Raw genomic sequence first — 15,664 nt, forward strand, 5'->3', positions numbered from 1 at the left:
CCTGCCGGCAAACATCCGCGAATAGCTGTCTCATACGCAACGATCTGGGGATCGTGTGGTGCTAAGGAAACTTGGGGGCCGCACATCTCATTGATTATAAAGATCTATTCAAAAACAACTGTTGAAGTCGGGCCTGGATCCGCGATCCCAACGGCGTGAAGATCGAGCTGTTTGAATACACGGCCAGAAGCGCGCAATTCATCGGCGGCGACCGCATCGCCGACTGGTGATGGCGACGCGGCGCAGTTACTTCAACTCGATCTCGATAAAAGCATATTCGCCCTCATTGGCGCTGATGACGTCGTGCTCGACACCCTCCTTGCGGAAGTAGGGCGCACCCTTCTTCATCTCTGCGAAGCTCTCTCCGTCCTTGGTCACCAGCTTCACCTTGCCGTCCATCAGCGGCACGACGACATAGTCGTGGCCGTGCCGGTGCCAGCCGGTGTTGTCGCCGGGCTGGAAGCGGTACTCGGTGACGATGACGCGCTCATTGTCGATGAAGACGGTGGCCTTGGCGGATCCGGTCATTTGTCCCTCCTGTCCTGCCTCAAGCAGATGACATGGAGTGCGCAGATGCCAGCGCCAGAGGGGGCGGGCTATGACGCCAAAGAAAAGCCCGGCGCGACGCCGGGCTTCGAATATCGGTAATGCTTAGGCGAATCAGGCGAGGCTGCCGTTGATCCAGTGCGAAAGGGCGGTCTTCGGCGCCGCACCGACCTTCATGTCGGCCACTTCGCCGCCCTTGAAGATCATCAGCGTCGGGATCGAGCGCACGCCGAACTGCGCCGCAAGCTCGGGATTCTCATCGATGTTCAGCTTGGCAATTTTAATCTTGTCGCCGAGCTCATTGGCGATCTCTTCCAGCGATGGACCGATCATTTTGCAGGGACCGCACCATTCCGCCCAGAAATCCACCACGACGGGCTGCGAGGCGTTGAGCACATCGGCCTGAAAATTGCTCTTGTCGACCTTGACGGTGGCCATGCGAAAATCCTTTCGAAATTTATCTCGCACCAAATGTGGTGGTTGAGCAGTCCTTCTTCAAGCAGAACTTGTGTCACGCTCCCGTGAGTCGGGCAAGGGCGTCGTCCATAGCCTGCCCCGGCAGTTCGATCAGCCTCGGCGCCTCGGTAAACAGCAGCGCTGCCGTCACGTCGCGGCCGGGATAAAGCGGCTGGAGCAGCGCGCGATAGAGCGCCAGCTGCAGCATATAGGCCGGCGGCACCTGTGCGAGTGTGGCCGGTGCCGGCCGGTTGGTCTTGTAGTCGACGATCGAAACGCGCTCCGGTGTCACCGCCAACCGGTCGATCTTACCGGAGATCGACCGCAATCTGCCTTTGACCTCGAGGCTGCCCATAACAGCGACTTCGGCACGCGAGGAGGGCGAAAACAGCTCGGCAAAACGCGGATCCCCGAGGATCGCCATCACCGAGGCCAGCGCCGCGCTGCGTTCGGCTTCAGTCCAGTCGGAGCCGGCACGGCTAAGATACTGTCCCGCGGCGCCTTGCCGTTCGCCCTCGGGGATGCCCGGCAACATCTGCAGCAGCTTGTGCATCGTCAGCCCGCGCATCACCGCAAAACCGGGCTCCGCCTCGCTGTCGAGTACCGGCGAGCGCGTATCGACGACCGCCTCCTTGTCCTCGTCGATCAGGGCCGAAGCGCCGGAGGGCGACAGCGGGCGCGGCAGCTCCTCATAGGGCGGCAAGGCCCGGTAGAGGCTCGCCGGCAGCGGCAGAACCTGCTGCGGCAGTCGCGTCTCGTCTGGCGCCGCCTGCGCCACCGGCGGCAGCTTGGTCATGACAAAGCGGTGCACCGGTTCGCCGCTGGCGGGATGGCGGCGCTCGGTGCTTTCGGGCGCACCTGTCAGCGCGCGGCTGACGATCGAATGCCAGGTACCGGTGCTCGGTGCGCGCTTGCCGTGATAGCCGCAGACGATCAGCCGATCCTCGGCGCGCGTCATACCGACATAGAGCAGCCGGCGGTATTCGTCGTCGGCCAGCTCTCGCGCCCGGGTCGAGGCAGCTTTGGAAAAGCCGTTGGTCACGTCGGCGGCCGAGCGCCAGAGGTAGCCCTTGCCGTCAAAGTTGCGGCCGGAACCGTCGAATGGCATCAGCCGCGGCAGATGCTGGTCGCTGAACGGCGCCGACCCGCCGTCGACAAGGAAGACGACAGGCGCTTCCAGACCCTTGGCGGCGTGCACGGTCATGACGCGGACCTCGTCGCGCGTCTGGTCCATTTCCCGTTTGATCTCCGGGCCGGTGTTCTCCAGCGTCGCCAGGAAGGCCTCCAGCCCTGGCAGCCCAGTGCGTTCCTCGGCCAGGCAAAAGCTCAGGAACTCGTCGAGAACATCGCCGGCCTCCGGTCCGAGCCGGGCAATCATCTTCTTGCGCAGGCCGTCGCGCGCCAACAGGCCGGCATAGAATTCGAACACCGGCCGGAACGCCGCCTCATTGGCCCAGCCGTCGAGTCGGGCGACGATAGCGGCCAGCGCCGCATTGTCGCCGGCGTGCCGCCGCAGCGATGCGATCATCGACATTCCGGCCGGCCTTCCCGCGCCAAGCGTAAAAAGCGTCTCTTCCGACACGTCGAAGATCGGGCTGCGCAGGACGGCGGCGAGCGACAGATCGTCCTGCGGCTGGATAAGGAAATGGCCGAGCGCGATGAGGTCCTTCACCGCGATATGGCCGGGCAGGCTCAGCCGGTCGGCGCCGGCGACCGGGATGTCGCGGTCCTTCAGCGCCCGCGACAGCGCATGCACGAACCGGTCGCGCTTGCGCACCAGCACAAGAATGTCGCCGGCTCTCAACCTGCGCCCCTTGCCCTCGATGATCTCGCGGTCCTTGAGCCAGGCCTGGATCGTCGCCGCCACATGTTCGGCAACCCGCACCGCAGGCGCACTGGCATGGTTGACCGGCAGCGTCCAGTCGTCGGGTTCCTCGACGGCGTCGGCGCCGAGCGACGGCCAGACCTCGACATAGCCCGGCGCATCGTTGCGGATCGCCTTGTGGTCGAGCGGATCGGGGTCATGGCTGATGCCGCGCCGCACGCCCGGGTCGGCAAAGACGCGGTCGACGGCGGCCAGCACGTCGTCGGTAGAGCGGAACGACCAAGTCAGCTTGAGGTCGGCAAACGAAGCCTCGGCATCGCGCACGCGTCCGGCAAACAATAGCCGGCTGTCGGCAAAGGAATCCGGCGCCGCGCCCTGGAACGAATAGATCGACTGCTTTTCGTCGCCGACGGCAAACACCGTGCGGTTGGCCGTGCCGCGCTGGCCATGGCCGGCAAAGAACTCTTCCGCCAGCCGCTTCACAACCTCCCACTGGTCAGGGCTGGTGTCCTGGGCTTCGTCGAGCAGGATGTGGTCGATGCCCTGGTCGAGCTTGTACTGCACCCAGGGACCGGCATCGGGCCGCGCCAGAAGATTGACCGTGCGCGTGATGAGGTCGTTGAAGTCGAGGAAGCTGCGGCCGCGCTTCAGGCGCTCGTAACGCACGATCAGCCAGTCGGCGATGGTCAGCGCTGCAACCGTGCCTTCCAGCATCCGGAACAGTGCCAGCCGGTCGGAGACTTCGACGATCGCCTTGACGGCCGCCAGATAGCGATCGGGAAGGTCGGGCAGCCGATCGAGCAGCGCTTTCTTGAAGGTCTTTGCCGGATCGTAGGGGTCGCCATCGGCCTTGAGGAAGGCCTTGCCGAGCATCTGCAGCCGGCGGATCGGGTCGGTCTCGGCAAAGGCGGGAATGGCGTAAGGCAGCAGATTGCTCAGCACCCTGCCGGCATCGGCCGCTTCCGCCGCACGGGCAAAGCCGGCAAAATACTCCGGCGGAAAGCCCGGCAGCGGCCAGACCGAGGCTGCGATGTCTTCGGCACTCTGTCCCGGGCGGAAATGGAATTCGTCGAACAGAGCCTGAAAGCCAGCGCCGTCGCGACGAACCGCATCGATGAAGCCGCGTAAGCCGTCGCGCTTGCGCACGATCTCAGTCAGCAGCGCGTCGAGCCCGTGTTCGCCGCCGCGCTCCAGCACGGTGGCAAAGGCTTCGGCCAGTCCGGCGTCACCGGCTGACGTGCCCGAAATCATGTCGCGGCGGGCGGCTGCGAACAGCGAGGCCTCCATCTGCGGGTCGAGCAATTCGAAATGCGCGGGAATGTTGGCCTCGAGCGGAAACTGGTGCAGCACCGATTCGCAAAAAGCGTGGATGGTCTGGATTTTCAGCCCGCCCGGCGTCTCCAGCGCTTCGGCAAACAACCGGCGCGCCCGGCGCATGGTGTCGCGGTCGGGCCGGCGCTCGTCCAGTGCCTCAATCTTTGTGGCAAGCTCCGCATCGCCAAGCGCCGTCCATTCCGACAGCGTCGAGAACACGCGGTTCGACATGTTGGCGGCCGCCGCCCGCGTATAGGTCAGGCACAGGATCTTCGACGGATCGATGCCGTTGAGCAGCAGCCGGATGACGCGCTGCGCCAGCACATGCGTCTTGCCCGAGCCGGCATTGGCCGACACCCAGGCCGAGTTCTTCGGGTCGGAGGCGCGCGCCTGGCTGGCTGCGGTTTCGCTGGGGATGGGATAGGCCTTCTTCATGCCTCCCCTCCCTCATCGTTGCTGTCACCGCCGGCCGACCATTCGAGCACGCGTGCCAGATGGTCGTAATCGCCGTCGCTTTCGCCCTCGCGAAACGGCAGGGCTCGCGACAGATAGCCTGTCGTCGGATCGGCATAGTGGATGAGCAGCTTTTCCAGACGCGCCCAGGCTTCTTCCGCCAGGTCTTCGGCGGTTCTGGGTTGGCGGTTGTAGTCGAGGATGGATTCCTCGAACACTTCGCCATTCGGCTTCAGCCGCACGAATGCAAGTTGCGAGGGTTCGCGCGCGCCAAGCCCCCTGAAGGCGCCGCGCCGCAGAAGCGCGCCTTCCAGCGCCAGCTGCGGCGCCAGCAGCGTGTGCGCCTGGGCCTTGGAGGGCGAGGAACCCGTCTTGTAGTCGAGAATGTCAGCCATGCCGCCGGCCAGCAGGTCTACCCGGTCGGCATAGCCGGACAGCGTCACGCCGGTGCGGGCGACAGCGGTCTTTTCGGCGCGCTCTTCGGCATGCCGCCTTGCGACGGCGGGAGCCCTGCCACGCTCCCATTCGATGATGTTGGCGGCGAGCTTTTCGAAGCGCGGCCACCACACGGCCTCGACATCGGCGGGGAGGGCTATCTCAGCAAAGCACGTCCGGGCGGCGGCGATAAGCCTCTCCAGAGCTTCCGGTGCGCGCGGGTCGGCGACCTCTGTCGAAAATACATGCAGTATGTCATGAAACAGCGTGCCGCGCTCCGCGGCACCGGGATCGCGGATCACCGGCTCAAGCGGCAGAAGGCTCAGAATGCGTCGGGCATAGACCGCATAGGGGTCGCGGCGCAGCGTCTCGATCTCGGTGACCGAGAAATGCTGCGGCCGGACAGAAAGCGGCGGCTTCGGCTGCGGTCGTGGCGCGAAACGCTGCCGCTCGCCGGCATCGAGGGTTCGGGCCCAGGCCAGCAATTCATCGCCGCGCTGGCGCAGCGCGGTGGCGGGATCCTTGCCTATGAAGGTGAGGATGCGCTGCAGCCAGCGCGACGGCACCGCTGGTGCATCGCCGGCGCGGGCGGAGCGCGTCAGCACCACCTTCTTCGCGCCCATCGCCATCTGGAAATCATGGGCGGCAAGGCCGATGCGGCGTTCGGGCGGCTCGAGGTCGATACCGGTCTTCATCAGCCGCGACATGAAGCGGTCGCTCTCCGGCTTGCGCGGCCACACGCCTTCGTTCAGCCCGCCAATGATCAGCGTGTCGACGCTCTGCAGCCGCGCCTCCAGCGCGCCCCAGATGGCGATGTTGCGATCCGTGCCTTGCCCCGGCTTGACCGTCTCGGGCGCCACCAGCGCATCCATCACATCAGGCCATTCGTCGGCGGCGAAGTCGAAGGATGCCGAAGCGGCAACCACGCCGCGTAGCAGCTCGGCGAGTTTTTCGCCGGCGTCGCCGGCATAAAGTTCGGCAAGACTGCCATCGGCCGTGCGGCCGAGGTTCTCCAGCGCGGCGACGCTTGCCTTGGTCAGCGCGACCAGGTCGGCATTCTCTCCACCACGAAAGGCTGTGAGTGGCGCGAGCGCTGTCGTAAGCCGGCTCAGCAACTCACGCGCCTCCTCGATGCCGCGCACGTTCAGCCGCGAAAACCAGAAGGGTTGGCGCTTGTCGCCGCTCAACCCAGCAAGACGCTCCTCGAACAGCGCCGGCAGCGACGCGATGTCGGGGCGTCCGGTGCCGCCGCGGAGCGCCACCAGTTCGATGAGTTCAGCGGCATGGCGCACGCCGGCGCGCTCCAGGCTAAGACCAAGCAGCGGATGCTTGAGCAGCGACAGCAGGCCGACGGGATCGCCGGGTCGGAACACGGCCTGCAGCGTCAGCCGGAGCAGGCTGGCCGCCGGCGTGTTGGCAAGCGGCGTGCCGCCGGAATCGTCGGCGGTGACGCCGAAGCGCAACAGCTCGGCCGAGACGCGCCGCGCCAGCGCGCGGTCGCCGGTGACGAGTGCTGCCCGCTGTCCCGGCTGCTCGACGGCTGTCTTGAGCGCGATGGCGATCGCCAAGGCCTCGTCGCGTTCGCTGGCGGCTTCGACCAGCGTCACATTGGCGAAGGTCTCGGCGATGTCGCGGGCGTTGAAGCGGATGCGTGTCTCTGCCCAGAGTTCGGTGGTCTCGGCCGGCCGCAGCGCCTCGCCGACAAGCGCCGCGCGCAGCGCCAGCGCGGGTTCTGCTGTCACCACCTCCTCGACATCGCCGCGCAGCACGCCGATCTTGCCGATCAGTTTGGCCATGCCGTATTGCGGGTGGCCGAGCAAAGCCGGCCGCGCGCCAGGCGCCGCAATCGCCGCGAAGGACGGCTCGTCCAGCAGCCCATCGAGACCGGGCAGCACCACGGCGCCGTTGGGCAGGCCGGCGACCGCGGCAAGCAGTTCCGCCGTGGCGGGAATAGAGCCCGTCGAACCGGCAGCGATCACCGGGCCTTTGGGCGGGTTGCGTTCCAGCCGCTTCGCCTCGCGCCGGATCAGCGCGTTGCGGTGTGCGGCCGGGTTGGAGCGGTCGCGCTCCTCCAGCAATTTCGGCCAGGCATCGGTGACGATGCGGAGGAAATCGAGCGTCACCAGCCACCAGCCGGCAAGATTGCCGGTTACCAGATCGGCAAGCCTGGTCCAGTCGGTGCCTTCGGTTTCGATTTCGTCCATCAGTCGGGCAAGGTCGCGCGCCAGCCAGATCGCATCGGCGGCGGAAGCCGGCACGACGATCTCCTCATCGAACATCGCCAGCACATGCGCCGGCAAGGTGCGCTTCCAGGCCCGCACCAGCGGCGCCAGCAGCAGCAGCCGTTCGATGGCCGCGATCGGCGGCGCCATTTCAAGCTCGGCTGGAGTGTCTGCGCTGAAGGCGGCCTCGTCCTCGTCGAATTCGCCGAGCGGGCGGATTACCGGCAGGATGGCCGAACGGCCGCCCAAATGATCGACGAAGGCACCACGCAAGGCGCGGGCCGCGCGCCGCGTCGGCACATAGATGGTGACATCGGCGAGCGCCAGCGGGTCGCCTTCATACCGGAATCCGGGCACCAGTTTGCCGGCCAGCAAGGCTTGCGCCAGAGTCGGCAGGAATGGCGCTCCGGGCGGGATCGAGAGAACGCGGCGCGAGCCGCTCATACTGCCCTTTTGAGGGCGCCAGCGACCGCGGCTTCCGCAGAGGCAATGGCATCGGGCGTGCCGACCGTGATCCAGCGACCACGCATCTGCATGCCGACCAGGCGGCCGGTCGCAATCGCCTTGTCGAAATAGGCGTTGAGCGAATGCGCCCCGGCCGGCGCATCGCTGAAGATGGCGGGATTAACGATCGCCGCGCCGGCATAGATCAACCCGGCCGGGTCGCCTTTCGAGCGCCGCAGGTCGCCATCCGGCGCCATCAGGAAATCCGTGCCGACACTGTGGCCGGTCGCCGAGTCGAGATCGGTAAGCATCAGCAGAATATCCATTTTCGCGCCGTCCCATGCAAGGGCAAGGCGCTCGAGGCTGGGCTCTCCGCTATCGATCCAGAATGTGTCGGCATTGATGGTGTAGAAGGGTTCGGCACCCAGCAGCGGCAATGCCTTGACGATGCCTCCGGCCGAATTCAGCAGCGCGTCGCGCTCGTCGGAAATGACGATCTTTGGCGTTCGCCTTCCGGCGACATGGGCGACGATCTGATCCGGCAGATAGTGCACATTGACGATGGCCTTGGTGACGCCGGCAGCTTCAAGACTGTCCAGCCCCCAGTCGAGCAAGGTCTTGCCGGCGATCTTCACGAGCGGCTTCGGCATGGTGTCGGTGATCGGCTGCATGCGCTTGCCGAGACCCGCCGCCAGCACCATTGCAGTCTTGGGACCAGCCGTCACGGCGAGCGTTCCTCCAGCAGCCCATGGGCGACATAGAAATCGTGTAAACCCTTCAGGGCCGGGTGCGCCAGCGCCCGCCTGAGATAGTCGCGGATGCGTGGCAGGTGTTTCAGATAATAGGGCTTCCCGTCGCGCTTTTCGAGCCGCACGAAAATGCCGAGGATCTTCGAATTGCGCTGCGCCGCCATGATCGCATAGGCCTGGCGGAAGGCGGCCTCGCCGAAGGCCCCAGCGGCATGGCGCGCCGCGACATAGGCATCGACCGTATGGTGTTCGATGTCAGGCGAAACGGTGACGCGGGCATCCATGGCCAGCGACGCGACGTCATAGGCGGCCGGACCGATCAGCGCATCCTGGACATCGACGATGCCGAGACGGTCATGGCCGGTACGGTCGCCGCGCCAGATGATGTTGGGCGAATGAAAATCGCGCAGCATCAGCGTGTCGTCGCGTTCGTCCAACCGGTCGAGAACCGCGCTCCATTCCTTGTGATAGCCGGCGCGCAATGCCTCGCTTGCCGGCTCGCCGGTCACCATCGGCACATACCAATCGACCAGAAGGTCAGCCTCGATCAGCATGGCGTCGCGATCGAAAGGCGGCACGTCGTGCAAAACGCCCGGCACCGCCTCCATGCGCTGCGGCCAGGTCTTGCCATGCATCATCGCCAGCAATTCGGCGGCTGCCGCATAACGTTCTGCCACCGGCTCGCCCTGGCCGTCGAGAAAGCCTTCCGAGCCCAGATGCTCCAGCAGCAGAAACCCTTGATCGAGATCCTCGGCGTGAATTTCCGGGACGCTGACGCCTTGCGCCAGCAGCGCTTTGTCGATGGCGACGAAGGCCGTCACCGATTGCGCGGTGTGGGCGATCACCGCATAGGGTTTGCCGTCGCGTACCGGCGGCCCCAACACCAGCCGTGGCGAGTTCATCAGCACGCGCGGCGCAAAGCCGGCGAGCGAGACGATCTCATAGGAACGCGCCGAAGCGTCGCCGACGAAATGCCGCCGCGCGGCCTCGCCCCAGCCAGCCTTTTCAAGGAAATCGCGCATCGCCAGCGATCGTGCCACCCGCTCGAAGGCGGCACCTTCGCCCGACAATTTCGCCAATCGACCTTCACCCTGATGGACGAGTTCGATCCAGATCGACGTCCTGGGCAGCGCGGCCTCGGCCCGTTCCGGCCATTCGACAAGGGCAGTGCCCTGCAGCAGCGCTTCGTCGAAACCCAGTTCGTCGATCTCACTGGGCGAGGACAGCCGATAGAGATCGAAATGATGGACCGGGATGCGGGTGTCGTAGCTCTGCACCAACGTGAAAGTGGGGCTCGGCACATCGAGACCGGTGTCGTCGGCCAATGCCCTGATCAGCGCGCGCGCCAGGGTTGATTTGCCAGCGCCGAGGTCGCCCTTGAGCGCCACCACGTCGCCCGGCCGCAGCGCCATGGCCAGATCTTCGCCGAGCCTTGTGGTCGCAGCCTCGTCGGCGAGAAAACGCTCCAGCACCACAGTCGTCATCGAGCGCGCTACTCGGCCGCGGCGCGGACGCCCGACGGTGCATCGGGGAAGGTGCAGATGACGGTGGTGCCCTTGTCCTTGCCGGTCTCGATACGCACCGAGCCGCCATGCAGCTCGACAAAGCTCTTGACGATCGACAGGCCAAGCCCCGCACCGCGCCGGCGTCCGCCATTGGTGCGCGGCTCGAAGCGGCGGAACACCGAATCGACCAGGTCCGGCGGCATGCCGGGGCCGTCATCATGGACGGAGAACTCCACGCCTTGTTCCAAATGGCGGCAGGCCAGCGTGATCGTGCTCGCCTCCGGCGCGTAATTGGCGGCGTTGCTTAACAGATTGTAGAGGATCTGGCGGACCCGGGTCTCGTCGCCGTGGAAACTCTTCGGCGCTGCAGCGGCGTCTATCCTAAGCTTGATCGCATGCTCGTCCAGCCGGTCGGCGACCAGTTCGGCGGCCGCCTGGATGGTGCGCTCGACGCTTACCTCCGAAATGTCGAGCTGCATGATGCCGGCGTCGACGGTGGCGAGGTCGAGTATGTCGTTGACGATGGTCAGCAGCACCGAGGATGACGAGCCGACATGCTCGACATATTCGCGCTGCTTCGGGGTCAGCGGCCCGGTCGTCGGCAGCGACAACAGCTCGGTGAAGCCGATAATGTTGGTCAGCGGCGAGCGCAGCTCATAGGACACGTGCTGCACGAACTCGTTCTTCAGCTGGTCGGATTTCTGCAGCGCCTCGTTCTTGTCCTTCAGCGCCCGCTCGACATTGACGCTGTCGGTAACATCGACAAAGGTCATCATCACCTGCCCGTTGGGCAGCGGGATGACGGCGTAGCTGAGCACGGTGCCGTTCTTCAGCTCGGTCTGGCCGTGGCGCTCGCGGCGCTCGTCGTCGAAGCCGGTGATGGCGGCGACGAACCCGCCCCACGGGCTGTCGACGGCGCGCTGATCGCTGAGATCGCGGATAGCCGAGACATGGACGTTGGGCTTGACCACATCCTGGCTCAGCCCCCACAGCGCGACAAAGGCCGGGTTTGACAGGCGCAGCCGCCCATCCGGGCCGAACACCGCCACGCCTTCGGCCAGATTGTCGAGCGTCTCGCCCTGGACCCGCACCGCCGTCTGGTAGCGGCTTTCCAGATCCATCTTCTCGGTCAGGTTTTCGAACACCCAGGTCACGCCGCCCTTCGGCTGCGGGTTGGCCACCACCCGGATGGTCTTGCCATCAGGCAGATGCCACCAGTGCTCCTGCGATTCCACCGCGCGGTAGGCGCCAAGCAGGCCTTCCTTCCAGCGCCGCCATTCCGGCTGTTCGGCGATCTTGCCTTCGCTGCGCAGCCGGTCGAGCAAAAGCGCATTGTCCGGCGCGCTGTGCAGGAAGCCAGAGTCCAGCCCCCACAGTTTCTGGAATGCCTGGTTGAAGAAGCGCAGCTTCTCGTCGGTATCGAAGATCGCCACCGCCGTGTTCAGCTGGTCGAGCGTGTCGGCATGGCTGCGCACCGTGCGCTCATATTCGCCGCGGATCGTCTCGGTGGCGCTGGTGTCGCAGGCAAGGCCTGCCGAGCCGTCGCTGCCGGCGTAGTCGGTGACGGAGAAGACGCGGCGGTCGCCCTCGATCACCGTCGACAGCGTCTGCTCGAACACCGGGCGCGATTTGTGCAGTTCGGCGATCTGTTCGCGCGCCTGGCCGCCGAGAAATTCCTTCGCCTCGCGCACGGCGGCTTCGGCGCTCGGTGCCTCGACCGCTCCGGCATAGGCGCGGTTGACCCATTTCAGCCGCCCGTCCGTGGCGCGCAGCCATGCCGGCATCGGCAAGGCGTCGAGCAGGCCGATGATGGTGTCGTAATCGGCGGCAAGCCTCTGGTTCTCAATCTTGAGCCTCGCCTGGCTTCGCTGCGTTTCCGACAACGAGACGAAGCGCACCAGCACATGGGCAGCACTCTTGCGGCCGTGCACTTCCAGCGGCGCCCCGGCCTGCGATTCGATGACCAAATCGAACGGCTTCGCTTTCTCGCGCAGGCCCGCGACCGCATTTTCGAGCGCGGCCGCCGAACGCGGCATCAGCCAGCGGCCGAAGGCCAGGAACGCAGCGCGGTCTTCTGGCGCACCGCTTTCGAGCGGCAAGGTTCCGATCAGCTCGGGCTTCTTGTTTTCCGAAGCCCAGACGATGATGCGCTGGTCGCGCAGATTGAGCAGCGCTTCCGAACGCTGCAGCGCCGCGTTGACGTCGGCGATGCGGGCCCTGAGCTCGACATTTTGCGCCGAGGTGCGGGCTCTTTCGCGGATGAGGAAGATGGCGGAGACCAGAGCGGCGCCCATGACGCCGACGAACATGGCGAGCTGGATGACCTCGACCGCGCTGACCGACAGCCCGGCTTTCTGCGCAATGGATGGCTCGGCATGCGCGGCAAACGAGGTGAGTGGGGCAAGAGCGGACGTGGCGAGAAAGGTTCCCAGGCGGGCGCCCGCGCGCTTCTTCAGGCCGCCGCCTGCGATGGCGGAGCCAGTGATATCGGAATCGTCGTGGCCGCCGGAAACGGCCCATCCCGCGCGAGGCGGGTTTTCCCCCGGCATGTCTTGGTCCTCTTCGCCGCCTGAATGCAAGACCGCCCAGATCAGGATGACGTCGGCAGAACGCCCTCCTGATCTAACTCTTTTTTGAAGAGCATGATCTTTTCCGAAAACCGGTTCCCACTTTTCGGGATCATACCCTCGATGCGTGCGCCGGCCCTCGTCCCCGGCCCGCGAATCACCACAATAGCGCGTGCTGGAATCGGCGTGAAGAATCATTCAGCGCAAAAAAGAAGCCGGGCGAAATGTCAATCGCCCGGCTTCAATATCTAGTGGTAACTTGCGCTATGCTTAATAGCGGTAGTGTTCCGGCTTGAACGGACCCTGTGGGGTCACGCCGATATAGGCGGCCTGTTCGCCGGACAGTTCGGTCAGGCGGGCGCCAAGCTTGTCGAGATGCAGGCGCGCCACCTTCTCGTCGAGGTGCTTGGGCAGCACATAGACCTGGTTCTGGTACTGGCCGGGCTTGGTGTAGAGCTCGATCTGCGCCAGGACCTGGTTGGTGAACGAGGCCGACATAACGAAGCTCGGATGGCCGGTGGCGTTGCCGAGGTTGAGCAGACGTCCCTCCGACAAAAGGATCATGCGCTTGCCGTCCGGGAAGGTGATCATGTCGACCTGCGGCTTGACGTTGGTCCATTTTAGGTTGCGCAGCGACGCCACCTGGATCTCATTGTCGAAGTGGCCGATATTGCCGACGATTACCATGTCCTTCATCGAGCGCATGTGGTCGAGGGTGACGACATCCTTGTTGCCGGTGGTGGTGATGACGATGTCGGCGGTCGGCGCTGCATCTTCCAGCGTGACGACTTCAAACCCGTCCATCGCCGCCTGCAGCGCGCAGATCGGATCGACTTCGGTAACCTTGACGCGGGCGCCGGCGCCCTTGAGCGAAGCCGACGAGCCCTTGCCGACGTCGCCATAGCCGCAGACGACCGCGACCTTGCCGGCCATCATCGTGTCGGTGCCGCGGCGGATGCCGTCGACCAGCGATTCCTTGCAGCCATATTTGTTGTCGAACTTCGACTTGGTGACCGAGTCGTTGACGTTGATCGCCGGGAACGGCAGCAGGCCTTTCTTCTGCAGCTGGTAGAGCCGGTTGACGCCCGTGGTCGTCTCTTCGGTGACGCCGCGGATCGCTTCCTTCTGCTTGGTCAAGAAGCCCGGCGAAGCCTTGAGACGCTTCTTGATCTGGGCGACGAAGTATTCCTCTTCCTCGCTCTGCGGGTTGGACAGCACGTCCTCGCCGGCTTCGGCGCGGGCGCCGACCAGAATGTACATGGTGGCGTCGCCGCCATCGTCGAGGATCATGTTGGAGAGGCCGCCATCAGCCCACTGGAAGATCTTGTCGGTGTAGTCCCAGTAGTCTTCAAGCGACTCGCCCTTGACGGCGAACACCGGGATGCCGGCTTCGGCGATCGCCGCCGCGGCATGGTCCTGGGTCGAGAAGATGTTGCACGAGGCCCAGCGGATCTCGGCGCCGAGCGCCTTCAGCGTCTCGATCAGCACCGCCGTCTGGATGGTCATGTGCAGCGATCCGGTGATGCGCGCGCCTTTCAGCGGCTTCTTGGCGCCGAATTCCTCGCGGCAGGCCATCAGGCCCGGCATTTCGGTTTCGGCGATATCGAGTTCCTTGCGGCCCCAGCCGGCAAGCGAGATGTCGGCGACCACATAGTCCTTGCTACCTGTCATGGCAGTGCTCCGGTGCGATTTGTCTGCGAATGCGCCTGCGCCAACACGGCGCGTCGAAGGGCGCGGGAATGCCGGCCTGACTAGCAGATCGCCGGCTGAACGACAATGGGATATAAAGAAATCTTTATGCGCGTATGTGTTTAGCGGGTCAGCACTCTTCGCCGAAGCGCGAGGCGACCAGCTCCTCCAGCGCGTCCATCGCCGCCACGGCTTCAGCGCCGCTGGCGGTCACGCGGATGGAATAGCCGGGGCTCGCTGCCAGCATCATCAGCCCCATGATCGAGGTGCCGCCGACTCTCAGGCCGTCCTTCTCGACATGGACGGTGGCGTCGAAGCCGCTGGCCACCTGGACGAACTTGGCCGAGGCGCGCGCATGCAGGCCACGCTGGTTGATGATCGGAAACTCCCTGGTGATCGAATCTTTGGCTATCTGGTCCTTTTCCGATGTCATGCTCATTTGCTGCTCAGGAGCTGGCTGGCGACGTTGATGTATTTGCGCCCCGCGGCCTGCGCCTCGTCGAGCGCGGTCGCCATATTGTCACCCTTGCGGATCGACGACAGCTTGATCAGCATCGGCAGGTTCATGCCGGCGATGACCTCGGTGCGGCCGGATTCCATCACCGAGATGGCGAGGTTGGACGGCGTGCCGCCGAACATGTCGGTCAGGACGATGACCCCGGTCCCGGTGTCGACGCGGCCGACGGCGTCGACGATGTCGCTCCGGCGCTGCTCCATATCGTCATCGGCGCCAATCGCCACGGTTTCGAAATTGTCTTGTGGCCCCACGACATGTTCCACGGCAAGGCGGAACTCGGCGGCCAGTTGACCGTGCGTTACAAGCACGAGTCCGATCATTCGTTGGTGGCTCCCGTCATCGCCGCTTCACAGGCGCTTTTTATGCTCGCCGGCCATCCCAGGCGGCGGGAGCGCTATCTTGTCGACGCGCGGCGCGTTGACAAGCCCAAAATTGCGCCGGCCGTGGCCATTTTGACGCATTGCAGCAAAAAACCGGGGGCGGATCATACGAAAGGCGCAATCGCCAGCCGCGCCATCACCGCCGGCAAAGCCGCAGTGACGTTGCGCTCGGCGAGGTCGATGCGCGGCACAGTGCAGCCGGCGATCATCTCGGTCAACTCGTCCTGGAAACGGACCATTTCCTCGGCGGCAATCAGCTGGATCGCCAGGTCGATCACCGCCCCGGGTTCGAACAAAAGCGGCTTCGGGCCAAGCCCGGGCACTTCCGTGAGGCCGGCGATGCTGGCCGGCGCACGGCAGACCAGCCGCCCGAAATGCGCCTCGACAAACAGCTGGTCGTCGCCGATCAGCCGCGCAAACAGCCCGCGCCGGCCAAAATGATCGATCAGCGCCAGCGCCAGCGTCGTCTTGCCCGAGCCGGACGGTCCCGTGATCAGGATGCCGCGCTCGCCGATCAGGATCGCGGTGGCGTGGATGTTTTCAGGTTTCTTGATGGGCATAC

At 65.1% G+C, this 15,664-nt stretch carries 11 protein-coding genes; all 11 read right to left on the reverse strand.

Annotated elements, in window-relative coordinates; translation table 11 throughout:
• Positions 1 to 246 precede the first annotated feature (246 nt).
• The 11 genes from ACWGTI_RS12125 to ACWGTI_RS12175 all read right to left on the reverse strand — a co-directional run bounded on the left by ACWGTI_RS12125 (position 247) and on the right by ACWGTI_RS12175 (position 15,662).
• Positions 247 to 528, reverse strand: coding sequence for a cupin domain-containing protein (locus ACWGTI_RS12125; RefSeq protein ID WP_127289572.1), 282 nt, complete (start codon positions 526 to 528; stop codon positions 247 to 249).
• A 132-nt stretch (positions 529 to 660) separates the two neighbouring features.
• Positions 661 to 984 carry a thioredoxin gene (gene trxA, locus ACWGTI_RS12130; RefSeq protein ID WP_023672297.1) on the reverse strand — a complete coding sequence of 108 codons (324 nt, stop codon included), beginning with the start codon at positions 982 to 984 and terminating at the stop codon, positions 661 to 663.
• A gap of 73 nt (positions 985 to 1,057) precedes the next feature.
• Positions 1,058 to 4,576 carry a double-strand break repair helicase AddA gene (gene addA / locus ACWGTI_RS12135; RefSeq protein ID WP_454587329.1) on the reverse strand — a complete coding sequence of 1,173 codons (3,519 nt, stop codon included), beginning with the start codon at positions 4,574 to 4,576 and terminating at the stop codon, positions 1,058 to 1,060.
• Positions 4,573 to 7,695 (reverse strand): double-strand break repair protein AddB, encoded by a 3,123-nt coding sequence (gene addB, locus ACWGTI_RS12140; protein ID WP_454587330.1) that lies wholly within the window; start codon positions 7,693 to 7,695, stop codon positions 4,573 to 4,575. Before addB ends, addA begins: the two co-directional genes overlap by 4 nt.
• Entirely contained in the window at positions 7,692 to 8,420 is a 729-nt protein-coding gene (locus ACWGTI_RS12145) for a nucleotidyltransferase family protein (protein ID WP_454587331.1), read from the reverse strand. Before ACWGTI_RS12145 ends, addB begins: the two co-directional genes overlap by 4 nt.
• Positions 8,417 to 9,928: a tRNA (adenosine(37)-N6)-threonylcarbamoyltransferase complex ATPase subunit type 1 TsaE gene (tsaE, locus tag ACWGTI_RS12150; protein ID WP_454587332.1), complete on the reverse strand. Its 1,512-nt coding sequence runs from the start codon at positions 9,926 to 9,928 to the stop codon at positions 8,417 to 8,419. Before tsaE ends, ACWGTI_RS12145 begins: the two co-directional genes overlap by 4 nt.
• A gap of 8 nt (positions 9,929 to 9,936) precedes the next feature.
• Positions 9,937 to 12,498, reverse strand: a complete 2,562-nt coding sequence (locus ACWGTI_RS12155; RefSeq protein WP_454587333.1) for an ATP-binding protein — start codon at positions 12,496 to 12,498, stop codon at positions 9,937 to 9,939.
• 288 nt (positions 12,499 to 12,786) lie between these two features.
• Entirely contained in the window at positions 12,787 to 14,187 is a 1,401-nt protein-coding gene (gene ahcY, locus ACWGTI_RS12160) for an adenosylhomocysteinase (protein WP_454587334.1), read from the reverse strand.
• Positions 14,188 to 14,335: 148 nt separating this feature from the next.
• Entirely contained in the window at positions 14,336 to 14,638 is a 303-nt protein-coding gene (locus ACWGTI_RS12165) for an HPr family phosphocarrier protein (RefSeq protein ID WP_454587689.1), read from the reverse strand.
• Positions 14,639 to 14,640: 2 nt separating this feature from the next.
• Positions 14,641 to 15,042: a PTS sugar transporter subunit IIA gene (locus ACWGTI_RS12170; RefSeq protein ID WP_454587335.1), complete on the reverse strand. Its 402-nt coding sequence runs from the start codon at positions 15,040 to 15,042 to the stop codon at positions 14,641 to 14,643.
• A gap of 164 nt (positions 15,043 to 15,206) precedes the next feature.
• Positions 15,207 to 15,662: an HPr kinase/phosphorylase gene (locus tag ACWGTI_RS12175; RefSeq protein WP_454587336.1), complete on the reverse strand. Its 456-nt coding sequence runs from the start codon at positions 15,660 to 15,662 to the stop codon at positions 15,207 to 15,209.
• Positions 15,663 to 15,664 lie beyond the last annotated feature (2 nt).

The organism is Mesorhizobium sp. ArgA1 (genome assembly GCF_053714375.1).